The following is a 26688-nucleotide window of genomic DNA, read 5'->3' on the forward strand; positions in this document are numbered from 1 at the left end:
TAACTCGAAAATCGGAGGGCGTTACGAATGGCGCCCAAGCGTCCCAAAGGTGCGGGCGCGTTCCCGAAGGCGGTCGAAAGCCCCGCGCCGGCAAGACCCGATCCAGATGCACTCTATGCGGCGTTGGATCTGGGGACAAATAGCTGCCGCATGTTGATAGCCCAACCCAAAGGGAGCGGGTTCCATGTGGTCGATAGTTTCTCCAAATCCGTGCAGTTGGGCGCGGGGTTGGAACGCACAGGACGGCTGTCCCGGGCGTCCATGTCGCGCACCGTTCAGGCGCTGCGAATCTGTCAGCAAAAGCTGAAGCGCAACAAGGTCAAACGGATGCGCCTGGTCGCAACCGAGGCTTGTCGGCGCGCCAAGAACTCACGCGATTTCATCCGCCAAGTGCGGCGTGAAACCGGCCTGAACCTTGAGATCATCCAGCCCGAGGAAGAGGCCCGTCTGGCCGTCATCTCCTGCGCGCCACTGGTGTCGACCAAGACCGAGCAGTTGCTGGTCGTCGATATCGGTGGCGGCTCGACCGAGCTGGTGTGGATCGACATCTCGTCTGTGCCGCGCCGCGATCGGCCAGCTGCAATCATGCGTCTGCATAACGGGTTTCACACCGCCGACAGCCCCTTTCCAGCCGCCAAGGTCGTGGACTGGATCAGCGTCCCATTGGGCGTTGCAACCCTGCGCGACCAGTTTCATGACGTAGAGGATGACTCGGCTCGGTTTGCTTTGATGAGTTGGTTTTTCGAGGAAAACCTCGCCGATTTCGCCCCCTACAAGGACGAACAGACCCGAGCGGGTTTTCAGATCGTCGGCACCAGCGGTACTGTGACAACTGTAGCCGCCTCGCATCTGGGCCTGAAGCGGTATGACCGGACCAAAGTGGACGGTTTGCGCATGACCAGCGATCAGATTGACAAAGTCATACGTGGGTATTTAGAACTCGGCCCTCACGGGCGGCGCCGGGACCCTCGGATTGGGGATGACCGGCAGGCCCTGATCATGTCCGGCTCGGCCATTCTGCAGGCCCTTTTGCGTTGCTGGCCCACCGACCGCCTTTCCGTGGCGGACCGGGGGCTGCGTGAAGGTCTGCTCTATGCGCAGATGAGTGCGGACGGCGTATTGGAAGACGGACCGTTCTGATGGCGAAGACACCGAGTGGGAAAAACACCTCAGGCCGCGGACAGCGCGACCTGAAGGTCAAGGTGAAGACAGCGCGTGGGCGCAAGCTCAGCTCGACCCGGTGGCTTGAGCGGCAGTTGAACGACCCCTATGTCAAGCGCGCGAATGCCGAAGGGTATCGCGGGCGAGCGGCGTTCAAGATCCTCGAACTGGATGACAAGTTCCGCTTTCTGGTCCCCGGCGCGCGCGTGGTTGACTTGGGTTGTGCGCCCGGTGGCTGGTTGCAGGTCGCCGTCAAGCGGGTAAATGCACTGGGCGAGAAAAGCGGCAAGCGTATCGGCACCGTTCTGGGTGTTGACCTGCAAGAGGTCGAACCGGTTGCAGGCGCGACGGCCCATGTGCTGGATTTCATGGAAGATGACGCGGACCTCAAGGTCAAAGAGTGGCTGGGCGGTAAGGCCGACGTTGTGATGTCGGACATGGCTGCCGCGTCTTCGGGTCACAAGCAGACCGACCACTTGCGGATCATGGCCCTGTGCGAAACCGCAGCTTACTTTGCCTTTGATGTGCTGGAGGATGGCGGCACCTTTGTGGCCAAGGTTCTGGCCGGTGGTGCCGAGGGCGATTTGCAAAAGCTGCTCAAACAGAAGTTCAAGAAAGTCGCAAACGTCAAACCGCCTGCATCGCGTTCGGACAGTTCCGAGAAATTCGTGGTTGCGACCGGGTTCCGGGGCGGCGCTTAGTCCTCAAGCGCAATTTCACCTGCCAGCCGCTGTTCGCGTAGCGACGCGGCGGCGATGCCTTGAATCATCAGCCCTTCACCATGATTGAGGTCAATCGGCTTACGGTCCCGAAGTTCCGAGATCCGCTGATCCATTGAGACCTGCCTGCCACTTAACGCAGGCTGTTTCAAAACATGTTCCGACATGTGACACCTTTTACGACCCGTTGGCCTGACACCCTCAGACACAGGTCTAGCGGTCAAATCTGCCGGGATGATGGCGCGAAACGGGCGCGCAAGGGCCGTTCTTATGGCCCGAGTTGTCGTGACAGCTCTTGCAGGTTTGGATCATTGGGAATGCGCTGCAAGCCCTCCTGTACGACCTCACGAGCGGCCTGCGGCCCGCGATTGATCTGTGCCAACTGCACCAGCATCGGCCATGCTTCCGAACGCTGAGGGTCGAGGGTCACGACCTCTCGAAAGGCACGTTCGGCTGCTGGAGCGTTGCGGAAGGTCAATGCCATTCCGCCCAGCACCATATGGGTTTCAGGGAAATCCAGACGGTTTGCAATTGCCCCTTGCCATTCGGCGGTAGCCTGCCCTGCCAAGACCCGCTGTTCCTGCGTCAACGCCTCGGGCGGGATTGTCAGGACCTCTTTCGCCGCCGAAATTCGAACGTTGCGCAGCGGGTCCGAAAGCAATGGTTCCAACCGCTGAACCTGATCGCGGGGAGAGGCCTGACGTTGCAACGTCACAGCGTTGGCCCGAACCAGCGGGTCGTCATCCTTCAGCAACTCTGCTGTCGCGTCGGCCACCTGACGGGAGCCGAAGGGTTGCAGCAGATACGCCGCTGTTGCGCGCACGATCCCGGCCTGAGACGGATCGGTGGCAATCGCCAGTAAACCGTCTGGGCTGTCCGCCTCCCCCGCCATCGCCGGAGCGAAGATCGAACCGAAATGCGGGCCGCGATGGGGTGAGTCCGGAAACCAGCCCTCGATTTGCGTTGCGGCCCATGGTTGGTCTTTGTCTGTGTGGCAATCAGTACAGGCGTCCTGACCTAGGCCCAGATCAGGGCGCGGCACACGGAAACTGTGATCCCGCCGACCATCAACGCCCATATAGACACGCTCAATCATGTGGCAGGTCTTGCATTGCGCACCTGCGCTGTCTTCGGGGTGGTGATGATGATCAGCGGTGTCATAGTCCTTGCGGGCCAGAGTCCGGAAATCCGGATTGCCCGCCGGAGAATGGCATTGCGTGCAGACCCCGTTGCCCTCCGCCCTCAGCGTTGCGCTATGGGGTTCGTGGCAGTTCATGCAGCCCACACCCTGTGCGTACATTTTGGACTGCAGGAAGGACCCGTAAACATAGACCTCATCCAGAATCTGACCGTCGGGGTGATAGGCCCCCGGTCGCAGCAGCGCCAGATTATAGGCGTCGTGATAGGGCGTTCCGGGCAGAGGGTTGCCCTGCTCATGCGCCTCACGCCGGGAATGGCAGCCAGCGCATTGCTGAATTTCGGCCTCGGTCTGGCCTTTGCCCCATGACATTGCGAAACCGGCCTCACCTACCCCTTCGGGCAGTACACGGCCATTGACCCAATCGATATGTGCCGAGCCGGGGCCGTGGCAGGCCTCACACCCGACGCCGATCTCAGCTTGGCGAGACTGGTAGCTGCGGGTTTGCGCGTCGTAGTTCTTTTCAAAGCCGGTTGCGTGGCATTCGGCGCACCGGGCGTTCCAGTTTTTGTAAGGCCCGGTCCAGTGCAACCCGTCATCCGGGGGCAAATCCTGCTCCGGGTAGAGGTGATACCAGCGTTCGTTTTCGGTGTCCCAGACGACATCAAAGCTCTGCAACCGTCCGGGATCGGTTTCGAACAGGTATTGCTGCAAGGGCTCAATGCCGACGACGGAGTGGACGTCATATTCGGTCATCACACCGTCTTTTTCAGTGACCTGAGCAGATGGGACCTCGCCGCTATTGTCGAACAGGACCGACATGCCGTCATGCTCAAAGCGGGTGCCATCAAAATCGGCAACTATCTTCCCTGCCCCGACCTCGGTCCAAGCGAGTGCGTGGTGAGAGTTGGCCCAGGCCTGGGCCTCCTCCACGTGACAGTCAGTGCATTGATCCGAACCGACATAGGACTGCGCGTTGGCGGCCCCGGCCAATGCGACAAAGAGCAAAACCCACCTCATGCTGGAGCGCTTTCTTCGTCGCGCTGTATATCCATCAGAGCGCCGTTATACTCTGCACCGAGGATCAGTATCGCCGCGCACAGATACAGGAAAATCAACGCCGCCATCGCCCCCGCCAACCCGGCATAGGTTGCGCTGTAGCTGGCGAACTGGCCGATATAGATGGAAAACCCCCACCCTCCTGCCCCCAGCAGTACGAGTGTCAGAACAACACCGGGCAAGATCTGCGTCACCCGATGGCGACCGGTCGGCAGGATCAGATGCGCGAGCAGGATCGTGCCCGCCGGAACCGCAATCGTGAAGGTCCATCGCAGCCGGTCCACCGACAACCAGTTCGAGACATCCACATCCGTATGCTCGGACACGAGCTGCGTGTAGACGGGCAAGACAACCTCGACCGCGGCGATGATCAGGATCGCTGCACCGCCCAGAATGACCAGACCAATGCACAGCAGCCGCGTTTTCCAGAACGGCCAGCTGTCCTGATCATGATAGGCCTGATTCATCGCCGCCCGCACCGCAGCCACCCCGTTTGAGGCGAAATAGACCGCCAGCAGACCGCCGATGGTGATCACGCCCGAGCTGGAGCTCTGCAACACCGCGCGCAGCTCGGAGACGATCGGTTCAGCCACATCCTGTGGCCACGCGCCGAAAATCAACTCGATCAATTCATCATTCACATAGCCCTGAGACAAGGCGCCCGCCAGCGCCACGGTAAACAGAACAAAGGGAAAAAGCGCCATCATCATCGACATGGCGACGTGGCTGCTCATGACAAAGCCGTTCTTCTCGCCAAAGCGCCGAACGGCCAGGAAAAACGCCTTTATCAATCGGCTTGATATGGGATTCGCAGCACTGGACATACCGAACTCTACCCTGCGCACTTTACAGGTAGAAGCCACCCAAGCGGAAAATCAATCATATAAATAATTGAGCGCATTGCATAAACTCTTTGCCCTGTGCAGGATCGTACCAAGCACCTTTTGCCAAACTGGTTTGCACATGCCTCTGGACCCGAACACAACCACGGACGTACCCCGCGCCACACTGCCTGTGGTGCGTGACACCTGTATTGTCGCAACCCTTTTGGTTTTGGGGCTATACGCCGGGGCCGCTTTTCTGATCCCGCTGACCATGGCGCTTCTGGTCAACGTGCTGATCATCGCTCTGAGCGACCGGATTGCCGCCCTGACACGAGTTCCCGTCTGGCTCGCCAACATAGCTGGTGTCACCGTGGTTCTGGCTGGCCTTTTCATGATTATGTATATCCTCGGTAGTCAGGCCACCCAGTTCGCCCGCACCGTCGGCACCTATGAGGAGCAATTCGACAATGCCGTGAATCGCGTCGCCGGATTAGTCGGCAGCGACGTGACGCGTTTTATCCGGGACAATCTGGTCAGCATCGACATGTCCTATGTCGCCCGCATCCTTCTGGGCAGCGCGACCTCGCTGCTGAACCAGTTCTTTCTCATTAGCCTCTATGTGGCCTTTCTGATGGCGGAGCGTTTAGCGTTTCGAAAGAAAATCCAGATGGCGGCCGGCAACCCGCAAACTGGTCGAGAATTCGCGGCCATGCTGGATGCGATATCGATCAGTCTGCAACGCTACGTTGGTGTCAAAACCCTGATCAGCCTAATCACGGCTGGCATCAGCTACAGCATTTTTCGCTTGCTGGGGCTAGAATATGCCGAGACATGGGCCGTGCTGACCTTTGCGCTGAACTTCATCCCCTCGATCGGTTCGATTATTGCTGTCATCTTCCCTGCGATGATCGCCCTGGTGCAGTTCGAAAGCATCGCGCCGTTTCTGGTGGTGGTCCTGGGCTGCGGCACCATCCAGTTCCTGATCGGCAATTTCCTCGATCCGGCGTTGCTGGGTCGGTCGCTGAACATGTCGACTTTTCTGGTCATCCTCGCCCTGATGTTCTGGACCACCGTATGGGGCCTGATCGGAGCCTTCCTGAGCGTCCCCCTGACGGTCTGTATCCTGATCGTCTTCAGCCATATCCCTGCGCTGAGGCCTGTCGCGATCCTGATGTCTCTGGATGGCAGGCTTGGGGATGACAGTAACGACGCGGTTTCCAGCTGATTCCGGCGACGCGAAAACAATCAAATATAAGGAAGTCGGAATTCCTGTTGGTCTGCGCGGTGTCGCGCTGATAACATGTTCTCATTACTTGAAAATCCCGAATCCGGGCCTTTGCAGGCACTAGGCTGCATGGTCTACCTTTCGGGCCGTAACGGGAAATTTTTATGAGCGCACTCAATCAGATCATGGATCTCAGATCCCGCATGGCGCAATCGATCATTGGACAGACTGAAGTTATTGATCGCCTGTTGATCGGTCTTCTGGCCAACGGCAATCTACTGATCGAAGGGCTTCCGGGCCTGGCAAAAACGCGCGCGGTCAAGGCCATGGCCAAGAACATGGACGCTCAGTTCAGCCGCATTCAGTTCACGCCGGACCTGCTGCCCTCGGACGTGACAGGGACCGAGATTTATCAGCAAACGGACAAAGGCAGCGCATTCAAATTCGAACCCGGCCCGATCTTCGCCAACATCGTCCTCGCCGACGAGATCAACCGCGCGCCCGCAAAAGTTCAGGCCGCTCTGCTTGAGGCGATGGAGGAACGCCAGGTCACCGTTTCTGGGACCACCCACAAGATGGAGCCGCTGTTCATCGTCATGGCCACCCAAAACCCGATTGAGCAAGAGGGCACCTACCCTCTGCCCGAAGCGCAGATGGACCGGTTCCTCATGCATGTGCAGATCACTTACCCTCCGGTCGAGGATGAGGTCGAGGTCATCCGCCTCGTGCGTGGTGAAGACATCGCCGCAGGCAAAGATGCCCCCAAAGAGCATCCTCCAGCGATCCCGCAAGACGCCATCTTTGACGCGCGATCCGAGATTGGACAGATCCATGTCTCGGATGCGATGGATCGCTATATGGCTGATATCGTGCAGGCCACCCGCACGCCAGAGGCACTCAGCCCCGAATTGGCCAGTTGGATCGAGATCGGCGCCAGTCCCCGTGCCTCGCTTGCCTTGGACAAATGCGGGCGCACGCATGCGTGGATGAACGAACGCGACTATGTCGACCCCGCAGATATCCGCGCCATCGCCCATGATGTGCTGCGCCATCGCGTAACCCTCAGCTTTGAGGCGCAAGGATCCGGCAAATCCGCAGATGACGTGATCGCCGAGCTGTTGCGTTTGGTTGCATTGCCCTGACCCTTAAGGATACCGGCCGCATGAGTCAGACTGCGCCATATTCCAAAGACCCGCGCATCCATGTGGATGCCGACCAGCTTGTGCGTCTTGGCCCCCGCGCCCGAGCGCTCAGCCTGTTGCCCCGTCAACCTGCGCGGTCGATCCTGAATGGCCGCCATGCCTCGCGACTGCGCGGACGTGGCCTGAACTTTGAAGAACTGCGCGGCTATCTGCCCGGTGACGACATCCGGACCATCGACTGGAAGGTTACCGCCCGCACCGGAGACCCCCATGTTAGGGTCTACACCGAAGAGCGCGACCGCCCGGCCCTGTTGCTGGTCGATCAGCGTGTTTCGATGTTCTTTGGGACCGTCGCCTACATGAAATCCGTCATCGCCGCCGAGGCCGCAGCGATTGCAGCGCATCGCGTATTGGGACAGGGAGACCATGTAGGCGGCCTCGTCTTCAGCGATACCAGCGTTGCCGAGCATCGCCCTCAGCGCCGCGCGACCGCCCTGACCCGGCTTTTGTCTTCCATAGCGGCGGCCAACTCCGCCCTACATGCGGGTCTGACGCCAGAACCAACCGTATCCTTAAACGATATGCTGACCGAGGCCGCGCGTGTCTGCCAAACCAGCGGTTTGATCTGCCTTTTCTCCGACTGCGACGGGCTGGATGACCGGTCGGAGGCCCTGCTCCGCCGTCTTGCAGCATCGAACGACCTGATCGTGTTCAACGTCGCCGATCCGACAGCACGCAGCTTGGCGCCCGACCTCAAACTGACCGTCTCGGACGGGGACGCGCAGATTGAAATTGACAGCTCCGATCCCGAGCTTTCTGCGAAAATCCGCGCCTCCATGGAGGACCGCCTTTCGCAGCTCCACAAATGGTCGCGCCGATACGGGTTCCCTGTGGTTCCTCTGACAACCTCTGAACCGGCACTGGATCAGTTGATGCGCTTGTTCGGACATGGCGGAGAACGGCGATGAGCATCGACACCACCGGTAAATCTCTGGTCGACTTGCTGAACATTCTCGAACCGGCGCCCGAGCCTTTGCCCATTGCAATGTCGCCCCAGACATGGGGTTGGGCTGCTTTGGCGATGTTGTTGCTGATTGTCTTATTCGCCGCCGTCTCGGTCGTTCGCAAGCACAGACGCGCCAACGCCTATCGCCGCGCTGCTCTGGAAGAGCTGTCCGTGCCAGACATCCCGTCAGCGAAGATTGCCGAGGTGCTGCGACGAACGGCTTTGGCCGCATACCCGAGGGACCAGGTCGCAGGTCTATATGGTGACGAGTGGGTTAAGTTTCTGAACCAATCGTCAGATTTAAATACATTAAACCAAGAACTAAGCCATGCACTGACCGAAGCGCCATACAAGACAACACCTTCGAATGAAGACCTCAGGCAAATGGCCCGGCATTGGGTCAAGTCTCACAAACCGTATCGGAGCGCATGATGTTTTCCTTCGCCGCGCCCTGGGTCTTTCTCTTGCTGCCGTTACCCGCAGCCGTGTATTTCCTCGCACCACCTCAACGTGAGAAAACGGCCTCGGTCCGCATTCCCTTTTTTCGCCGTGTCGCGCAAGCCGCTGGTGTTGAACCAAAATCCGGCTCCGTGATCCGAAAGCGCGCCAGACTGCAAACAGCCAGTATCATCACTATCTGGGTGCTTCTGGTTTTGGCCCTCGCCAGACCGGAGCGTTTGGGCGAGCCAATTGTGATCGAGAAATCCGCGCGGGATGTTGTTCTTGCCTTGGATATCTCAGGCTCGATGGATCAGCGCGACTTTCAGACTGACTCTGGCGAGCCGATGCAGAGGCTGGATGCAGTCAAAGGCGTTTTGAAACAGTTCATCGCCGAACGCGACGGCGACCGGATGGCGTTGATCATCTTCGGTACACGCGCATTTATTCAGGCACCCTTCACCGAAGACCTCAATAGTTTGAATGGGTTCCTGGATCAAACTCAAGTCGGCATGGCCGGTCCAAACACCGCGCTTGGCGATGCGATTGGTCTAGGAATTCGCACATTCGACTCCAGCGAAGTGGATCAGCGCCTGATGATCGTTCTCAGCGATGGAGCGGATACTTCAAGCCGCATGACACCAGTAAACGCCTCGGCGATTGCTGCGGAGAAGAACGTCATCATCTACACGATCGGGGTCGGAGATCCGAACGCCTCGGGTGAAGATCGCGTCGACCTGCAGGCCTTGCAGGACATAGCCGACCGCACGGGCGGAGAGTATTTCTTTGCCGACGACACAGCGGCCTTGGCGCAAACCTACGCGCGCATTGATGAGTTGAACCCACGAACCGTTCAAACCCAAAGCTATCGGCCCCGTCATAGCTTGTCCCATATTCCTCTGCTGCTGGCGCTGATGGCCATTCTAGTCAGCACAGCCGGGTTCCATTTCTCCCACCGGAAAAAGGGAGTGAGCTGAAAATGGACCTCACGGATTTCCATTTTATTCGAATGTATTACCTGTTGCTCCTCATCCCTATGGCGTTCCTGTGGTGGCGGATCAGACCCAAGCCTACCCGTCAATCCATTCAGACTGCAGGGATCGCACGACATCTTGCTGCCGCCCTGCAATTGGGCGCGGAGGAGACCCGTCGAATTCACCCCATTGACGTCGCCATGATCATCGCCACGCTTGTCACTCTCGCGGCGGCGGGGCCAACGTGGTCGCGCTCGCCCAATCCGCTGATCGCGGATACCGCGCCGTTGGTGATCGCTCTCAAAGTCACAGAAAGCATGGAGACCACCGATCTTGCGCCTTCGCGCCTTGACCGGGCCAAGTTCAAAATCGCCGACCTGATCACCGAACGCGCCGGAGCACGCACCGCCCTGATCGCCTATGCAGGTACCCCGCACCGCGTTGCGCCTCTGACCGAGGATGCAAACATCCTTCGCCCGCTGCTTGAAGGGCTGACGCCAGCCGTAATGCCCAAACAAGGTGACGCCGCCGCTGATGCGCTGACGCTGGCGCAATCCATTTTGGGCGAAAGCGAGAGCCCGGGCGCAGTTTTGTTTGTTCTGGACGATCTTGATCCGTCTCAGGTTCCTGCTCTAAGCAACTCAACCCATGATCTTTTCTTCCTGACCATGCTGCCCGACGGCGACCGGATTGCGCAGTTGGGAAATGTCCAAGGCGCTTCGACTGTTGCGTTCACGGATGACGACCGGGATATCTCTCGGCTGCAACGCCAAATTCAGTCGGCCTATACCGCAGCGCTGGACGATGACGATCGGCTGGACTGGCAAGACAAGGGTTGGATGCTGGCCTGGCCCGCTGCGCTGCTGTCGCTTTTGTGGTTCCGAAAGGGTTGGGTGATCCGTTGGGCTCTTTTGGCGTTGTTCGTCCTTCCGCCCTCGGGCGCACACGCCGAAGGTTGGCGGGATTGGTTCCTGACACCGGATCAGCAGGGGCAAATTGCGATGAACCAGAAGCGGTTTGGAGACGCAGCCGAGCTGTTTGATGACCCATATCACAAGGGCTATGCGTATCTCAAAGACGGACAATATGAAAAGGCCTCTGAGATTTTCGCCGGTTTGAACACGGCTGAGGCTGCCTTTGCCGAAGGGATGGCCCGAATCCGAAACCGCGAATACCGACCGGCAATTGTAGCGTTCGAAACCGCTCTGGAACGGCGCCCGGATTGGCCAGAGGCGCAACATAACCTTGAGGTCTCCAAGGCCATCTTGGACTTTGTCGAAACGACACGGGAGCAGTCCGATACGAGCGAAGAAGCTGGCATCGGCGCGGACGATACAGTGTTCGACAATGACGACGCGCGCGGTAGCGAAACTACGGTCCAAGCCCCCAAGGACGGACCGCAAACGCTGAATGCGGAGCAATGGATCAGCACCATTGATACCGACATGCAGGACTTCCTGCGCAACCGCTTCCTGTTGGAAAATCAGGAGCGAACGGAATGAGATACGCGCTCCTCTTTATTCTCCTCTTCCCCGTTTCCGTCTTCGCGCAAGGCAGCGATACAACGGCACCTCAAATAACGGTGGAGGCTCCGGAGGAGTCCGTCATCGTCGGCCAGCCAACGATTGTTCGGATCAAGGTTCTGGTGCCGACCTTCATGCCACAACCACCCGAGTTTCCCTCTTTGGAACAACAAAACCTCTTGGTGCGTCTGCCCGAACGCTCCTCGGGGCCGGTCAGTGAGACCGTTGACGGAGAGACATGGTCGGGTGTTCAGCGTAGCTATAGGGTGTATCCGTTGATCGCCGGCGACATCACCTTCGATGCGCAGACGGTTGCGGTGACCTATGCCGATCCCAACACAAGTGCCCCGGTTCAAGCTACGGTCGACCTGCCTCCGGTCAAGATCACAGCCGAGATACCGGCTGGCGCGGAAGGTCTTGATCCGTTGATCATCGCAACTGGGTTTACCCTTGAGCAGAAACTCGAAGGCCCGACCGACATGCAAGCCGGTGACGCCATCACGCGCGAATTGACAGCGCGTATCTCTGGCACAACGCCGCTGCTGATCCCGGTTCTGACATCTCAACAGCAAAGCCCGCTGTTGCGCGCCTATCCCAAAGAACCCCGGATTTCAGAAACCGAGGAACGTGGCGTGTTGTCCGGCCAACGTCAGGAAGAGGTCGTGTATATTGCGCAGCAAGAAGGTGACGCGCAGTTGCCCGAGGTTTCCATCGATTGGTTCAACCTGGAGACCAATAAGGTCGAAACCGCCACAATTCCCGCGACGGACCTGAAGCTTGCGCCGCCGAAATGGCAGCCGCCCAGTCTGGACGAAGTTCTGAAGATCGCTGCCTTCGCTGCGATCGCCCTTTTTGTGATTGGGGCTTTGTGGCGTTTTCTTTCCCCACGCATCCGCGATCTGAGAGAGGCACGCCGTGATCGCTATCTGGCGTCGCCGAGATATGCGGTGGACGCCTTGAAGACCGCCGTTCAAGCGCATGATTTAAATGCCACTTATACCGCATTGGAGCTTTGGAGATCGCGTGGCGGCGACTCTAAGAATACAGCCGAGCTAGAGGAATGCCTGACCCGTATCGGCGCTGCCCGGTATTCGGAACGAGATCAATCGGAAGATTGGAGTTCCGCCTTGCAAAGCCTTGCGTTGTTGAAAGACGCGGCAGCACGCGACAAGGATGCATTGCCGCCGCTCAATCCATGAGTTAACTCTGGCAATTTGCAATCAGTTTGCTGCGGTCGATCAGGCGCAAGCGCCCATAGCCAAGCTCGACCAGACCCAGATCCACCAGACGATGCAGGTTGCGATGCAAGGTGGGTTGAGAAACCGCAACCATCGCGGCCAGCTCCTCTTGCGATACGATGATCCATCCGTCGGCTTTCGCGGCGCCCTCGTCCAGATGCAACAGACGCAGAACTAGGCGTTTCTCGGTGCCTGTGACGGCCAGATTGGCCATGATGCGCAGGGATGTTTTCATGTTCTCGCGCGTCAAGGCGTAGAAATCGCGGATGTATTCCGGGTTGTCTTGGACCAGCCTCTCAACCCGTGAGGTGGGAAAGAACAAGGCCCTGGTTTTTTGGGTCGCCATAACACTGATTAGGCGTCGCGCTTCGGCAAATAACGCGAGGTCTCCAACCCAAAACCCGCGCCCATCGCGATGAACGACAAATTCCTGCCCGTCATCGGCCGGGGCGGTGATCTGAACAGCGCCGCTGAGAACCGCGTGAATTCCATTTGCCTCATCGCCGTAGAGATAAAGCGTTTCCCCCGCATCAAAGGTTTTTCGCACGGCGCAGGTCATAAGATCGCTCTGAAATTTGTGACCGCGCGCGCCAAACCAATCCGACTGGGTCAGCGTTCGGATATCCTCATCAACATCAAACATTAGTATCTTTCAAAGCGATCATATGATAAGTTTTCGATACGTTTCATAGCCTAATCTAGTTCTGTTCGATTCTCGGACCAATAGATAGTTTTTTGTCCGACAATCAACACCTTGCTCGCGGTCTTTTCCTTAAGTCGGCCGCTGCCATTAACGATAAAATTACCGGGCCATTAATTCCCGTTTACTGAGGAGTACTACATGTCACCTCCACGAATGATTGCTAACAATTGGCGCAGTGCAGTGCGCAGGGTCGCTGTTGCGACGGTAGCCGTTGCCCTTGCCCTGCCGGCTTGGGCGCAGGATCAAAAGCCCAATATTCTTGTGATATGGGGCGATGACATTGGTCAGTCGAATATCTCGGCCTACACGATGGGCCTGATGGGATATCAGACACCCAATATCGACCGCGTTGCCAAAGAAGGCATGATCTTCACCGACTATTACGGTGAGCAGTCCTGTACCGCGGGCCGGTCCTCCTACATCATGGGTCAGTCTGTGTTCCGGACCGGTCTGTCCAAGGTCGGCCTTCCCGGTGCTGATCTGGGAATGCAGGTCGAGGATCCGACCATTCCCGGCCTACTGAAAGACCACGGCTATGTGACCGGTCAGTTCGGCAAGAACCACCTGGGTGACAAGGATGAGCACCTGCCGACAAACCATGGATTTGATGAGTTTTTCGGGAATCTTTATCACCTGAATGCCGAGGAAGAGCCGGAAAACGAAGACTATCCCGGTGATCGCGTGTTGGCCGATGGCCGCACCTTCCGCGAAGCGTACGGCCCGCGTGGCGTGATCAAATCCAAATCAGATGGCACGATCGAGGACACCGGCCCTCTGACCCGCAAGCGCATGGAAACCGTAGACGATGAGACCGTGGCCGCCGCCATCGACTTCATCACCCGCGCACATGAGCAGGGTCAGCCCTTCTACGTCTGGTGGAACGGTACGCGTATGCACTTCCGGACCCACGTCAAAGACGAAATGCGCACCAAGGCCAACGAAATCTCGGGTCGTGTAGCCGATGAATACACGGCAGGCATGATCGAACATGACATGCATGTCGGGCAACTGCTGGATTTGCTGGACGAGCTTGGCATCGCTGACAACACGATCGTTCATTACTCCACCGACAACGGTCCGCACATGAACACGTGGCCGGATGCCGCCGCGACACCTTTCTGGGGTGAGAAGAATACCAACTGGGAAGGCGGATGGCGTGTGCCCTCGATGGTGCGCTGGCCGGGCCAGATTGAGGCCGGTTCTGTCACCAACGAGATCGTTCACCATATGGACTGGCTGCCCACCTACCTTGCGGTTGCCGGCGATCCGGATATCAAGGAAAAGCTGAAAGCGGGCTATAGTTCGTCCGGTATGGGCCGTGACTACAAGGTGCATCTGGATGGCTACAACATCCTGCCCTTGCTGACCGGTGAGTCCACCGAAAGCCCCCGGAAAGAGATCTTCTACTTCTCGGATGATGGCGACCTGACGGCGCTTCGTTTTGAAGACTGGAAGCTGATCTTCCTGGAGCAAAAAGCATGGGCAACCCTGCGCGCCTGGATCGAACCCTGGACCGAGCTGCGCATCCCGCTGATTATCAACCTGCGCCGCGACCCGTATGAGCGCGCCTATCGCACCTCAAACACCTACTATGACTGGCTGTTAGATCGGGCCTATTTCCTGGTTCCTGCCCAGCAATATGTCGGTACGTTCCTGAGTACGTTTGAGGAATTCCCACCGCGTCAGAAAGCGGCAAGCTTCAACCTGGATCAGGTTATGGAGAAGCTGACAACGCCGACCAACAACTAATACCGGCGTTCAAATATACCGGGCCGCCCGTCATGGGCGGCCCTTTTCCATTCAAAAACCACCGAGAATTTCATGAAACACGCTGTTCTAAGCGCCCTTTTGTCCGTCGCCCCTTTTGCGTTGCTGGCGGACCCTCTGCCCAGCTGGACGCAAAGTGACTCAAAAGCCGCGATTGTAGAGTTTGTTGAGGCCGTGACCGACCCTGACGGCCCGGATTATGTCACTCCTGCAGACCGTGTCGCGGTCTTTGACAATGATGGCACGCTTTGGGCGGAACAGCCCGTCTATTTCCAGTTCATCTTTGCGATGGATCGGCTGGCCGAGTTGGCTGAGCAGGACCCAGGCATCCTGACCACTCCGACCTTGAAAGCCGCCGCTGAAGGTGATCTTGCGACCATCCTGGAAGGCGGTCACGACGCGTTGATCGAGGTCGTCAATGCCTCACATTCCGGCGTCAGCGTCGAGGCGTTTCAGGCGGCGGTAGCCGACTGGCTTGCCACGACACAACACCCCGATACTGGTTTACCCTTTGATCAGATGACCTACCAACCAATGGTCGAGCTGCTGCGTTATCTGCGTGATGAGGGGTTCACGACGTACATTGTCTCAGGCGGCGGTCTTCATTTCATGCGCGTCTTTGCCGAACAGGCCTATGGCATCCCGCCTGAACAGATCCTCGGCACTTATGGCACCACCAGCTATGCGCAGGTCGACGGGGTTCCGACTATCGTCAAGGAACCGGGCATCGCCTTTATTGACGACAAAGAAGGCAAGCCGATCAACATCGAACGCACGCTCGGCAAACGCCCTATTCTGGCCGGGGGTAACTCGGACGGCGATTTCGCAATGATGGAGTGGACCACGGCGGGTGATGGTCCGCGTCTTGGGGTCCTTGTCCACCACACGGATGCGGAACGGGAATGGGCCTATGACCGCGAAAGCCCAATTGGCCGCTTGGTTGACGGGTTGGATAAAGGCCCCGACATGGGCTGGGTTATTGTGGATATGGCGCAGGACTGGTCTCGCATCTACACTGGCGCTAACTGACCTGCGCCGGAGGCCCTCAACCCTATGTGGACATTGCTTGTTTCTGCCCTCGTTTTTTGTCTCTACGTGACGGCAGGCGTGTTCTCGCTGCGCGCGGCACAAACCGCGCGTACCCCTCAGGGGGCCGTGGGCTGGGTGGTCTTCCTGATTTCGGCCCCCTTCTTTGCGGTGCCGATGTATCTGTTTTTGGGCCACCATCGCTTTCGCGGCTACCGCATCGCGCGGCAGGAAAGCGAGCGCGTTGTCGAAGGCATCAAGACCTTTGCCGACTATTCGAAGCCCGACCCCTCAACCATGACGCTCAACCCGCGTCCGTTCGAGGTTCTGGCTCACCTGCCCGTGTCACGTGGGAACGGGGCTGAGTTGCTGGTTGATGGACAGGCCACTTTTGATGCGATTTTCAAGGCCATTGATGCCGCTAAAAACTACATCCTGATCCAGTTCTACATCGTTCGGGATGATACGCTTGGACAAGAGCTACAGAAAAAGCTTATCGCCGCAGCCAAACGTGGCGTACACGTTCGGTTCATGACAGATGCCGTCGGCAGTTACGGTCTTCCTCCCACATATCTCGAAACGATGCGCGAGGCTGGGATAGATGTAGCCGACCCCAAAGAACAACGCGGCCCGAACTTCCGGTTTCAGTTGAACTATCGCAATCACCGCAAAACGGTGATCATTGATGGCGAAACCGGATTCATCGGCGGCCACAATGTAGGGGTCGAATATCTGGGCCAAAGCGACAAATTTGGCCATTGGCGTGACACACACCTGAAGATGACCGGCCATATCGTGCGGCAGCTACAGCTGATTTTCTGCGAAGACTGGCACTGGGCGCGCGACGAGGATCTGATTGACCACCTTGATTGGGCAGGAAGCGAGGCCGAGCAGGACATGAACGCCCTATTGGTGGCAACCGGGCCGGGAGATGACACCGAAACCGGTGCCATGCTGTTCTTTGCTGCGATCGCAGAGGCCAAGGAAAGGCTATGGATCGCCTCGCCCTATTTCGTGCCGGATATCGACATCATGACCGCCTTGCAGCACGCGGCCATGCGCGGCGTCGATGTCCGTATTTTGTTGCCAGACGTGATCGACCACCGCCTGCCCTGGCTGGCTGCCTTCGCCTATTTCGATGAGATTCGAGACTGTGGCGTGCGCGTGTTCCGCTACACTGACGGGTTCATGCATCAAAAAGCGTTCGTGGTGGACGATGCTCTGGCTGCGGTTGGAACGACAAATCTGGACAACCGCTCATTCCGGCTGAACTTTGAGGCGATGGCGCTGTTCTTCGACCCACGCGCGGCGGAAGCCGTCAGTGAGATGCTGTCAGCCGATTTCGAGAACTGCTATGAGCTAACGCGATCCATGCCCCAGCAACCAGCCCATATCCGTTTTGGTGCCCCTCTGGCGCGGCTCTTTGCCCCTATTCTTTAAGAGAAAATTCGGTCCTGAAACACGCGCGTCATCATCGCAACCATGTAAGCGGTCGACAGGCCAAAGGCCAACAACCCCGCCACAGAAGCGAAAGACCCGAAAATCCGAAGTGCCTCACCCAGAACAATGTCGCCGTAGCCCAGGGTCGTGAAGGTCACCAAGGAAAAGTAAATCGCGGTGTTCCAATCCGGCAGAACATCGAGCAACACCCAGACGATCGCCCAAATCCAAACCTGAATGGTGTGGATCGCGACAATGAAAACGAGAGCCACCGCAATTGGCATCGCCGTGCCCATAAATACGCCTCTCTTTTCCAGATTGGTCTCCATCTTCATGATCACCACGGTACACCATGTCAAAAGCAGGATTTCGACCAGAAAACAAAGGCCCAGAAACGTGCTTCCCCAGACAATCTGATGTAGCAAGGTCATGTTTTTACGTCCTGAATCAAGCTGCGGTAAGGTCGTCTCAGCATGACCTTTGCGGCCCGCAAGCACAAGGGCACAGGCCGATGTCACGTATCAAGACCCAGTCGGCACTGGACAGCGGATCAAACAGTTGCACATCTAGAACAAAAAGCGAGGCGGATCATGCTGTTGTCGATTGAACATGTTCACAAGACCTATCCCGGCGGACGGCCTGTGCTGCAGGATGTCTCGCTGTCGCTGGACCACGGCCAGACCCTGGCGCTGACCGGTGAAAGCGGCAGCGGCAAATCCACCTTGCTGAACCTTTCGGCTGCGCTGGATCATTTTGACGCCGGAGAGATCACGCTGGACGGTATTGCTCTGTCACATCTGGATGATGCCGGGCGCGCCGGGCTACGACGGAAACACGTCTCGCTGGTGTTTCAACAATTCAACCTGATCCCGTCGTTGTCGGTTGCCCAGAACCTCTCCTTCCATGCGCGGCTGGCCGGGTGCCACGAACCAGATTGGGAGGCGCATCTGGCCGATCGCCTCGGCCTGAGCGATCTTCTTTCCCGCTTCCCCGAGCGTTTGTCTGGCGGTCAGCAGCAACGCGTCGCCATCGGGCGCGCGATGGCTGTGAGACCCAGGCTACTGCTTGCGGACGAGCCAACTGGAAATCTCGATGAAACCGCCAGTGCCGCTGTTCTCGATCTGATGCTGTCACTGGTGACTGAGTCGGGTGCCGCGCTGCTGTTGGTAACCCATTCGCAAGACATCGCAGGCCAACTGGATCGCAGAGTTCATCTGGCAGGCGGGCGTATTCAATGACGGCTGCCATAATACAGGCACTGTTGTCTCATTGGCGAAGCCATTGGTTGCAGCTTGCAACGCTGCTGATTGGGATCGCCTTGGCAACCGGGCTTTGGTCTGCGGTTCAGGCGATCAACGCCGAGGCCCGCGCCAGCTACGCCCGCGCCAATGCGCAGCTTGCCTTCGGCCAGTTTGATGAGCTGCGCGACCCTTCCGGGGTGATCCCGCTGGACCGCTATGCCGACCTGCGCCGCGCCGGTTGGCAGGTCGCAGCGGTGCTTGAGGGGCCCTATCGCATCCACGGCCGAACGCTGCGCGTGTTAGGCGTCGACATGGTCGCCTATCCAGCCCTGCCTGCGATCACCGAGGCTGAGGCCGAAACGGATCCCGCTGATATCCTGACGGCCCCGGGCCGCTTGCTGGCCTCGGCTGAGTTGGCCACCCTATTGCAGGCACAAGACGATCTGCCGCCGGTCCTGATCACGACCGAGCTTCCACCCGATGTCATCCTGACCGACATTGGAGTTGCCGAAACCTTGCTCGGCGCGCCCGGCCAAATCTCTCGCCTTGTGGTTCTGCCGAACCAACCTCGCTCGGTCCCTCCACTGTCCGAAATCGCGCCAGAGTTGGAGCGGGTCAGCCCCGCGTCACAAGTCGATACCGCGCAGCTGACCGACAGTTTCCACCTGAACCTGACCGCGTTTGGAATGCTGTCCTTTGCCGTGGGGCTGTTCATCGTGAACGGCACGGTTGGTCTGGCCTTTGCACAGCGTCGCGGCATGATCCGAACGTTGCGGGCGCTTGGTGTCTCGATGCGGCGGCTGGTCTGGTTGATCCTGGCTGAGCTGACCCTGCTGGCCCTGATCGGAGGCATCATCGGCTTGATCCTAGGCTTCTTCCTCGCCGGAGCGCTTTTACCAGATGTGGCCGCCACATTGCGCGGCCTCTACGGCGCACCTGTGACCGGGCAATTGACCCTCCAACCCGCATGGGCGTTGGCCGGATTAGGAATGGCGCTCGGAGGCACTCTGATCGCGAGCGCACAAGCCCTTTGGCGCCTGTCACGAATGCCGTTATTGGCTGGCCCGGGCGTGCAGGCCTGGCGCGGAAGCGGGCAAGGCCAACGGCTAGCGGCCTACTGCGGCTTGGCGCTGCTTGTCTTCGGGGGCCTCGCTTACACCACGGTCGGAGGCCTCCTCGGCGGTTTCGCACTATTGGCGGGCCTGTTGACGGGGGCGGCCTTGCTGTTGCCGATTAGCCTGTCTGTAGCGCTAAACCTCTGCGCCCGTCGCGCCAACGGCCCGGTTGCGCAATGGGTCTGGGCCGACATGCGCGCGCAACTGCCCGGTCTGTCGCTCGCCCTGATGGCGCTGTTGCTGGCCTTGGCGGCGAATATCGGCGTAGGAACTATGGTCTCCAGCTTCCGCCTCACCTTTGTAGGTTGGCTGGATCAGCGATTGACCTCCGAGCTTTACCTGACCGCCGAAAGCGACCAACAAGGGCGCGAGATCACCCAGTGGCTAGAGCCGCAAGTCACAGCCATCCTCCCCATCCGCAACGTGGAACTGGCGCATGAAACCGGGCCGTTGTTCCTGTATGGCGTGGTCGATGACCCGACCTACCGCCAGTTTTGGCCACTGATCGCGCGCGCAGATGATAGTTGGGATCGGGTCATGTCGGGTGCTGCGGTTTTGATAAACGAACAGCTTGCGCGACGCGCCGACCTTTGGCCCGGTGACGTGCTGCGCCTTGGCCCAAACCACCAAATGCCAGTCGCAGGGGTTTACTCGGACTATGGCAACCCGACCGGACAGGCGATCGTTTCGATGGCGCAACTGGACCTGATCGCACCGGGGCAAGAGGCGCGCCGGTTCGGCATTCGTCTCGACCCAAACCGCGCAACCGAGTTGGCGCAGACCCTGCGCGAGCGGTTCGGTCTTGCGCCTCAGGCCGTTGTTCAACAAGCCGCGATGAAGGCCCAATCCCGCGCGATTTTCGAGAAGACCTTTGTGGTAACTTCGGCACTAAATGTCCTAACGCTTGGGGTTGCCGGGTTTGCCATCCTCACCAGCCTCCTGACGCTCTGGACGCAGCGACTGCCCCAGATTGCTCCTGTTTGGGCGCTTGGGCTAGACCGCGCGCAACTGGCACGGCTGGAGCTGTCGCGCAGTGCCATTCTGGCCGCGATGACGGCTTGCCTTGCGCTGCCACTCGGTCTGATCCTCGCCTGGGTGCTGCTGGCCGTAATCAATGTCGAGGCCTTCGGTTGGCGGCTGCCCATGTATGTCTTCCCATGGGACTGGCTTGTTCTCTTCCTGCTGACCCTCGTTGCCGCGCTGGCCGCGGCCGCCCTGCCCGCCCTGCGTCTGCTACGGCTGCCACCCGCCGACTTGCTGAGAGTATTTGCCAATGAACGCTAAGGCCCTCTTGATAGCCCTGCTGCTTCTACTCCCCTTTGGCGCGATGGCCCAAGGCTATGCCGGGCTTGGGGGTTCCGCAGAAGGGTTCGAAGTCCCTCAGCGCGGTTACACGTTCGAGTTCCCAGCAGATCATGGCCCTCATCCCGCGTATCGGATCGAGTGGTGGTACTTGACGGCCAACCTGAAGGGCGATGACGGGAAAGACTATGGCATTCAATGGACCTTGTTCCGATCAGCCCTGAAACCCTTTGAAACCGAAGGCTGGCAGAGCCCTCAGATTTGGATGGGCCATGCCGCAGTCACCACACCCGAACGCCACTTCTTTGCGGAACGCCTGTCGCGCGGTGGTGTTGGACAGGCCGGTGTCACGGCGCAACCGTTTGCGGCCTGGATCGACGAATGGCGGATGAGTGGTCCGGACTTCAATACTCTGTCCTTGACGGCCCATGGCGCGGATTTTGGCTATGACCTATCGCTGAGCGCGCAAGGGCCTTTGGTTTTTCATGGGGACGATGGCTATTCGGTAAAATCCGCGGACGGTCAGGCAAGCTACTACTATTCACAACCGTTCTACGCTGTGGAAGGCACGTTGCACCTGCCGGACCGGGACGTCACGGTCACCGGCCAGGCATGGTTGGATCGCGAGTGGTCCTCGCAGCCGCTGGCCGAGGATCAAAGCGGATGGGATTGGTTCTCGCTCAGCTTTGACACCGGCGAGAATCTAATGGCATTTCGCTTGCGCGGCGATCGACAGGACTATACGGCGGCCACTTGGATCAATGCGGATGGCAGCACGCGGGCGTTGCCCGACGGGTCCGCCTCCTTCACGCCGCTTGAAACCGCGCCGGTCGCCGGGCGCGACGTACCGATACGCTGGAACGTCGCACTGCCGGATTATGACTTGGATGTTGAGGTCGCAGCCTTGATCCCCGATGCGTGGATGGGAACACGATTTGAGTACTGGGAAGGCCCGGTCACCGTCTCAGGCAGCCACGCCGGGCGCGGCTATCTGGAGATGACCGGATACTGATCTACCTCACGACGTAAACTGAGACGTTTGCGTGCCGCACCACACGGGCGGCATTCGGCCCCAGAAGATAGTCTTTCAGGTCCGGCTTGTGCGCCCCGATTACGATCAAGTCCGACCCCGCGCTTTCCGCCGTTTTCAGGATCTCCTGATAGGCGGTCCCAGTGGCCACGACATGCCGGACAGAGGCATTGCGCTCAGCTCCCAAGGTCGCCACGCATAGCTCGGTCAACTCAGCCTGTGCCTGTTCCAACGCCTTCTCGTGGTGGTCGGCCTCGAAGAACCCCGAGACCCAGCTTTCACCATAGTCCGGCAGGACCGTCACCACATCTAGTTGTGCGCCGTCCATATTCGCCAGTGCGGCCGCTTTCTGCAATACAGGGCTGTCAAGATCACCATTGCTGATATCTACGGCGCAGAGAACCGATTGTGTCATGCCGCCACCTCTTCTTGTCTGGCGGCCCGGCCGCGTTGCAGGAAGGCGATCAAGCCCAACAAGAGCATCGCCGGGATATAGATCAGCTGTTTCGGAGGCTGGCCGGACGGCAGGCTGACAGAGCTCAGACGCACCGCGTCATCGCCGTAATAGTCGAAAATGCCCAACTCATCCGCGACGGGCGAACCGAAAAGCGGCTCTTCGAGTTTGACCAGCCCGTCCTCTTCCAACAGCAGCAGACCCATGGCGTCAACGCGCGCGGCTCCGCCCTCTTCGTCACCGACAGTCACGACAACGGTAGTGTCCGTCATCTCGAGCGTGTCGAAGTCAGGACCGCTTACAACAACGCGGACCTCGGTGCCCGGAGGCGTTTCTCCGATGGTCTCAACGAAGGCGGCTGGCTCGACTGAGCTAAAGGGTGGTGAGATGCGGTCCATGAAGAAGTCTGGCCGGAACAGCGCAAAGGCTACCGCGATCAGTGCAACGCTTTCGTAAATGCGGTTATGGGTCAGGAAATAACCCATTGTGCCCGCCGTGAAGACCAAAATCGCAATCGTAGCAAATATGGCAACGGTGATCCCTTCGACCCATGTCACGTCGATCAGCAGCAGGTCTGTGTTGAAGATGAACACAAAAGGCAGCGCGACGGTGCGAAGGCTGTAGAAAAAGGCCGTAAAACCAGTACGGATCGCATCACCGCCGGACACGGCCGCAGCCGCAAAGCTCGCCAACCCGACCGGAGGCGTCACGTCCGCCATGATTCCGAAGTAGAACACGAACAGGTGTACCGCGATCAGCGGCACGATCAGCCCGCTCTGTGCGCCCAGTTCAACAACCACACCGGCCATCAGAGAGCTGACGACGATGTAGTTCGCCGTGGTTGGCAGGCCCATACCCAGGATCAGGCTGAGGATACCAACCATCACTAGCATCAGGATCAGGTTGCCGCCCGACAGGAACTCGACCAGATCGGCCATTACCTGGCCCACACCGGTCAGCGTCACGGTGCCCACGATCACGCCCGCAGTGGCCGTGGCCAGTGCGATCCCGATCATGTTGCGCGCGCCGTCGATCAGGCCCTGCCAGAGGTCGGCAACACCGTCGATGAAACGGTTGTAGACCTCGCTCTCGCCCCGGAAGATCGCCTTGAGCGGCTTTTGCGTCAGCAGGATCACGAACAGCAGTGCCGTTGCCCAGAAGGCCGACAGCCCCGGCGATTTCTGCTCGATCATCAGGAAGTAGACAAGCACGATTATCGGCAGCAAATAGTGCAGACCGGCTTTGTATATGTTGGCGATGACCGGCAGCTCAACCTCTTTGGCGTTGGGATCATCCGGCTCAAGGTCGGGGACCTGCGCAGCCAGATACAGCAGCGCTACATAGACCGCACAGACGATCAGGCTCAGCACCATGCCAGCGGCGGTTGGCACCATGCTGGTGACCGCTTCGACCGGGTATTGGGAGCCGTAGCACAGACCAGCAAAGACGATGAAGAAGGACAGCATCCCGACCACAGTCCGCGCGAGGTGAACCTCACGGTTGCCTAGCGTCGGCATGTTCCGCTTCACGGCTTCCAGATGCACGATATAGACCAGCGCGATGTAAGAGATCGCCGCCGGAAGGAAGGCATGGGTGATGACCTCAACGTAGGAAATACCCACATATTCCACCATCAGGAAGGCCGCGGCCCCCATGACGGGCGGCATGATCTGGCCGTTCACCGATGAGGCAACCTCGACCGAGCCCGCCTGTTCACTGGAGAAGCCGACGCGTTTCATCAGCGGAATGGTGAAAGTACCGGTGGTCACAACGTTTGCAATCGACGAGCCAGAGATCAGACCGGTCGCCGCAGACCCCACAACAGCCGCCTTGGCCGGGCCACCGCGCAGGTGGCCGAGAGCGCCGAAGGCCATCTTGATAAAGTAATTCCCTGCCCCGGCTTTATCGAGCAAAGCTCCGAATAGCACGAACAGGAAGACGAATTTCGTCGAGACACCAAGCGCGATGCCGAACACGCCCTCGGACGTGATCCACATATGGCTCATCGCTTTCTTCAGGCTCGCGCCCTTCCAGCGGATCACCTCCGGCACCCATTCGGACGAGCCGAAGAACACATAGGCAAGAAAGATCGTCGCGATGATTGCCATTGCCGGGCCAAGCGCACGACGCGCGGCCTCGAACAGCAACAGCAACCCACCCAGCGCGACCCATTTATCGGTGTCGTCCGCCAGACCGCCTGCATTCACGATCTTGTCGTAGAAAAAGTAGCCGTAGAGCGCCACAAAGGCGCCCAGCAGCCCCATAATCCAGTCCTGCACGGGGATATAGTTCCGAGGGCTGGATTTCAGCGCCGGATAGGCCGCAAAAGCCAAGAACATCGCAAAGGCCAAGTGGATCTGGCGCGAGTTGTTGACCACGCTACCAGGCAAAACGACGTTTGATACGGGCGAGGCCAAAACGACCTGAAACACCGACCAAAGCGCGGCGACAATCGCCAGAAATATCCCGACACTACCGACCGGGTTACGACCGCCCGCGTCCGAGGAGGCTACAAGCTCCTGTAGCTCTTCTTCGGATAGCGGTCGGTTGGATTGCGTGTCGGAACTCATATAAATGTCTCCCCGTCATGTGGCCTTTTTGGCCTTATTTTTGCCCGTTCGATCCGGGCTTGGGTTGCAGGGCGCCCGTGGGCACCCTGCTTCAGGTCTGGTTTACTGAACCCAGCCTTTTTCTTTGTAGTACTTTTCAGCACCCGGATGCAGCGGAGCCGACAGGCCGTCCGCGATCATCTCTTCTGGCTTCAGGTTTGCAAATGCAGGGTGTAGCTTTTTGAAATCGTCAAAGTTCTCGAAGACCGAGCTGACAACTGCATATACAGCATCTTCCGACACATCTGCCGAGGTAACGAAGGTTGCGCCAACACCAAAGGTGGTGGTGTCACCGTCCGAGCCACGGTACATGCCACCCGGAATGGTCGCGGTACGGTAGTACGAGTTGCCGTCGATCAGGCCGTCAATCGCGTCGCCAGTGACGTTCACCAGAACGGAATCACATGCGGTGGTCGCTTCCTGGATCGAACCCGACGGGTGACCAACAGTGTAGATCATCGCGTCGATCTGGTTGTCGCACAGAGCTGCCGACTGCTCGGCCGCTTTCAGCTCGGATGCCAGTTCGAAGTCGTCCAGAGTCCAACCCATGGCTTCCAGAACAACGTCCATGGTGCCGCGCTGACCGGAACCGGGGTTACCGATGTTTACGCGCTTGCCTTTGAGGTCTTCAAAGCTGGCGATGCCGGAATCGGCACGGGCCACAACGGTGAAGGGCTCGGGGTGTACCGAGAATACGGCGCGCAGATTTTCGAAGGGGCCAGCCTCTTCGAATTTCGATGTGCCGTTAAATGCGTGGTACTGCCAGTCGGACTGGGCCACACCAAACTCCAGCTCACCCTCGCGGATGGTGTTGATGTTGTAGACCGAGCCGCCGGTCGATTCGACCGAGCAACGTACGCCATGTTCCTTGCGGCCTTTGTTGACCAGACGGCAGATCGCACCACCGGTAGGATAGTACACGCCGGTTACGCCACCTGTACCGATGGTGATGAACTCTTCCGCATAGGCGGCAGGTGCCATCATTGCAGCGGTCACAAACGCGCCGAGGCTAAGCTTGCTGCTGTTTTTCATTTAAGAACTCCCATTATTATGACTTGGGCGGGAAAAGGCTGACGCCTCCCTTTCGGGACCCGCATTGGGGATTGTGCCGATAGGTCAGATCAATCCGCATTGCAACAGGGCCAGCCGTATAGATTTTCCGATATCTCCCAACAGGTCCGAGGTTTCATTCAGATACGCTGAAAGTCAAGGCCAGCCCTTCGACAGAACGCCTCTCGCATCAGATATGAGGTTGTTTTCAAATCTTTCCCCATCGCGCGGCGGTTTCTGAGCCCTTGGCCCCGCATCGCGGCAAAACGCATTTTGTTCATAGGATCGCGGGTTTGATGCCCAACAAGGGTGCACATGCGTAGCAAGACATCACCAGAAAAGTAAAAACAGAGAGTAGGTTCCCCTAACCCTCTGTTTTTACTTTGGTACCCAAGGCCGGACTCGAACCGGCACGGTATCACTACCGGGGGATTTTGAATCCTTTGATCGCAGGCTTGCTTGAGGTTACTTGTCGTTAGGCCCTGCCCCAAGTGTTGAACGCAA

General features: G+C 58.6%; 23 protein-coding genes. 15 read left to right on the forward strand and 8 right to left on the reverse strand.

Features of this window, described 5'->3' with window-relative positions; all coding sequences use genetic code 11:
• Positions 1-27 precede the first annotated feature (27 nt).
• A complete protein-coding gene (locus ACR0AI_RS02965; RefSeq protein WP_170373666.1) occupies positions 28-1140 on the forward strand; it encodes a Ppx/GppA phosphatase family protein in 1113 nt (370 codons plus the stop codon).
• Entirely contained in the window at positions 1140-1862 is a 723-nt protein-coding gene (locus tag ACR0AI_RS02970; protein WP_480670814.1) for an RlmE family RNA methyltransferase, read from the forward strand. Before ACR0AI_RS02965 ends, ACR0AI_RS02970 begins: the two co-directional genes overlap by 1 nt.
• On the opposite strand, the gene ACR0AI_RS02975 is transcribed toward ACR0AI_RS02970, so the two are convergent.
• From ACR0AI_RS02975 to ACR0AI_RS02985, 3 genes are all read right to left on the reverse strand, one after another.
• Positions 1859-2047, reverse strand: coding sequence for a hypothetical protein (locus tag ACR0AI_RS02975; protein WP_480701244.1), 189 nt, complete (start codon positions 2045-2047; stop codon positions 1859-1861). The genes ACR0AI_RS02970 and ACR0AI_RS02975 overlap by 4 nt on opposite strands.
• 101 nt (positions 2048-2148) lie before the next feature.
• Positions 2149-4038, reverse strand: coding sequence for a cytochrome c3 family protein (locus tag ACR0AI_RS02980; protein ID WP_480670810.1), 1890 nt, complete (start codon positions 4036-4038; stop codon positions 2149-2151).
• On the reverse strand, positions 4035-4901 hold the full coding sequence (locus tag ACR0AI_RS02985; protein WP_170638743.1) for a YihY/virulence factor BrkB family protein: 867 nt from the start codon (positions 4899-4901) through the stop codon (positions 4035-4037). Before ACR0AI_RS02985 ends, ACR0AI_RS02980 begins: the two co-directional genes overlap by 4 nt.
• Before the next feature lie 139 nt (positions 4902-5040).
• Here ACR0AI_RS02985 and ACR0AI_RS02990 point away from each other — a divergent pair, with 139 nt between their 5' ends.
• The 7 genes from ACR0AI_RS02990 (at position 5041) to ACR0AI_RS03020 (ending at position 12408) form a co-directional block, all read left to right on the forward strand.
• Positions 5041-6126, forward strand: a complete 1086-nt coding sequence (locus ACR0AI_RS02990) for an AI-2E family transporter (protein ID WP_170467710.1) — start codon at positions 5041-5043, stop codon at positions 6124-6126.
• A gap of 164 nt (positions 6127-6290) precedes the next feature.
• Positions 6291-7268: an AAA family ATPase gene (locus ACR0AI_RS02995; RefSeq protein ID WP_480670808.1), complete on the forward strand. Its 978-nt coding sequence runs from the start codon at positions 6291-6293 to the stop codon at positions 7266-7268.
• Between the two features lie 20 nt (positions 7269-7288).
• Positions 7289-8236, forward strand: coding sequence for a DUF58 domain-containing protein (locus ACR0AI_RS03000; RefSeq protein ID WP_480670806.1), 948 nt, complete (start codon positions 7289-7291; stop codon positions 8234-8236).
• The gene (locus ACR0AI_RS03005) at positions 8233-8706 is read left to right on the forward strand and encodes a DUF4381 domain-containing protein (RefSeq protein ID WP_480670804.1); all 474 of its coding nucleotides are present in this window, start codon (positions 8233-8235) and stop codon (positions 8704-8706) included. The genes ACR0AI_RS03000 and ACR0AI_RS03005 overlap by 4 nt, the downstream gene beginning before the upstream one ends.
• Positions 8706-9689, forward strand: a complete 984-nt coding sequence (locus tag ACR0AI_RS03010) for a vWA domain-containing protein (RefSeq protein WP_480670802.1) — start codon at positions 8706-8708, stop codon at positions 9687-9689. Before ACR0AI_RS03005 ends, ACR0AI_RS03010 begins: the two co-directional genes overlap by 1 nt.
• A gap of 2 nt (positions 9690-9691) precedes the next feature.
• Complete coding sequence (locus tag ACR0AI_RS03015; RefSeq protein ID WP_480701245.1) at positions 9692-11188, forward strand: VWA domain-containing protein; 1497 nt, start codon at positions 9692-9694, stop codon at positions 11186-11188.
• Complete coding sequence (locus ACR0AI_RS03020; protein ID WP_480670798.1) at positions 11185-12408, forward strand: hypothetical protein; 1224 nt, start codon at positions 11185-11187, stop codon at positions 12406-12408. The genes ACR0AI_RS03015 and ACR0AI_RS03020 overlap by 4 nt, the downstream gene beginning before the upstream one ends.
• A 1-nt stretch (position 12409) precedes the next feature.
• On the opposite strand, the gene ACR0AI_RS03025 is transcribed toward ACR0AI_RS03020, so the two are convergent.
• Positions 12410-13090 carry a Crp/Fnr family transcriptional regulator gene (locus tag ACR0AI_RS03025; protein WP_170373655.1) on the reverse strand — a complete coding sequence of 227 codons (681 nt, stop codon included), beginning with the start codon at positions 13088-13090 and terminating at the stop codon, positions 12410-12412.
• 198 nt (positions 13091-13288) lie between these two features.
• On the opposite strand from ACR0AI_RS03025, the gene ACR0AI_RS03030 reads away from it, so the two are divergent.
• From ACR0AI_RS03030 to cls, 3 genes are all read left to right on the forward strand, one after another.
• Positions 13289-14899: an arylsulfatase gene (locus ACR0AI_RS03030; RefSeq protein WP_247748279.1), complete on the forward strand. Its 1611-nt coding sequence runs from the start codon at positions 13289-13291 to the stop codon at positions 14897-14899.
• A 72-nt stretch (positions 14900-14971) separates the two neighbouring features.
• Entirely contained in the window at positions 14972-15946 is a 975-nt protein-coding gene (locus ACR0AI_RS03035) for an HAD family hydrolase (RefSeq protein ID WP_480670795.1), read from the forward strand.
• Positions 15947-15970: 24 nt separating this feature from the next.
• On the forward strand, positions 15971-17383 hold the full coding sequence (gene cls / locus ACR0AI_RS03040; protein ID WP_480670793.1) for a cardiolipin synthase: 1413 nt from the start codon (positions 15971-15973) through the stop codon (positions 17381-17383).
• Here the strand turns inward: cls and ACR0AI_RS03045 are convergent.
• The gene (locus ACR0AI_RS03045) at positions 17380-17814 is read right to left on the reverse strand and encodes a potassium channel family protein (RefSeq protein WP_170373652.1); all 435 of its coding nucleotides are present in this window, start codon (positions 17812-17814) and stop codon (positions 17380-17382) included. The two genes, cls and ACR0AI_RS03045, sit on opposite strands and share 4 nt — an antisense overlap.
• A gap of 159 nt (positions 17815-17973) precedes the next feature.
• Between ACR0AI_RS03045 and ACR0AI_RS03050 the strand changes: the two genes are divergently transcribed.
• Genes ACR0AI_RS03050 through ACR0AI_RS03060 form a run of 3 tightly spaced genes read left to right on the forward strand, consistent with a single transcriptional unit; the run spans position 17974 to position 22053 of the window.
• Complete coding sequence (locus tag ACR0AI_RS03050; RefSeq protein WP_480670791.1) at positions 17974-18621, forward strand: ABC transporter ATP-binding protein; 648 nt, start codon at positions 17974-17976, stop codon at positions 18619-18621.
• The gene (locus ACR0AI_RS03055; RefSeq protein ID WP_480670789.1) at positions 18618-21023 is read left to right on the forward strand and encodes an FtsX-like permease family protein; all 2406 of its coding nucleotides are present in this window, start codon (positions 18618-18620) and stop codon (positions 21021-21023) included. Before ACR0AI_RS03050 ends, ACR0AI_RS03055 begins: the two co-directional genes overlap by 4 nt.
• Positions 21013-22053: a lipocalin-like domain-containing protein gene (locus tag ACR0AI_RS03060; protein ID WP_480670787.1), complete on the forward strand. Its 1041-nt coding sequence runs from the start codon at positions 21013-21015 to the stop codon at positions 22051-22053. The genes ACR0AI_RS03055 and ACR0AI_RS03060 overlap by 11 nt, the downstream gene beginning before the upstream one ends.
• A 1-nt stretch (position 22054) precedes the next feature.
• On the opposite strand, the gene ACR0AI_RS03065 is transcribed toward ACR0AI_RS03060, so the two are convergent.
• The 3 genes from ACR0AI_RS03065 to ACR0AI_RS03075 form a co-directional block, all read right to left on the reverse strand.
• Positions 22055-22486: a universal stress protein gene (locus ACR0AI_RS03065; RefSeq protein ID WP_170665170.1), complete on the reverse strand. Its 432-nt coding sequence runs from the start codon at positions 22484-22486 to the stop codon at positions 22055-22057.
• A complete protein-coding gene (locus ACR0AI_RS03070) occupies positions 22483-25095 on the reverse strand; it encodes a TRAP transporter permease (RefSeq protein WP_480670785.1) in 2613 nt (870 codons plus the stop codon). Before ACR0AI_RS03070 ends, ACR0AI_RS03065 begins: the two co-directional genes overlap by 4 nt.
• 102 nt (positions 25096-25197) lie before the next feature.
• Positions 25198-26166, reverse strand: coding sequence for a TAXI family TRAP transporter solute-binding subunit (locus ACR0AI_RS03075; RefSeq protein WP_170467054.1), 969 nt, complete (start codon positions 26164-26166; stop codon positions 25198-25200).
• Positions 26167-26688 lie beyond the last annotated feature (522 nt).

Source organism: Ruegeria sp. BG3 (assembly GCF_056538485.1).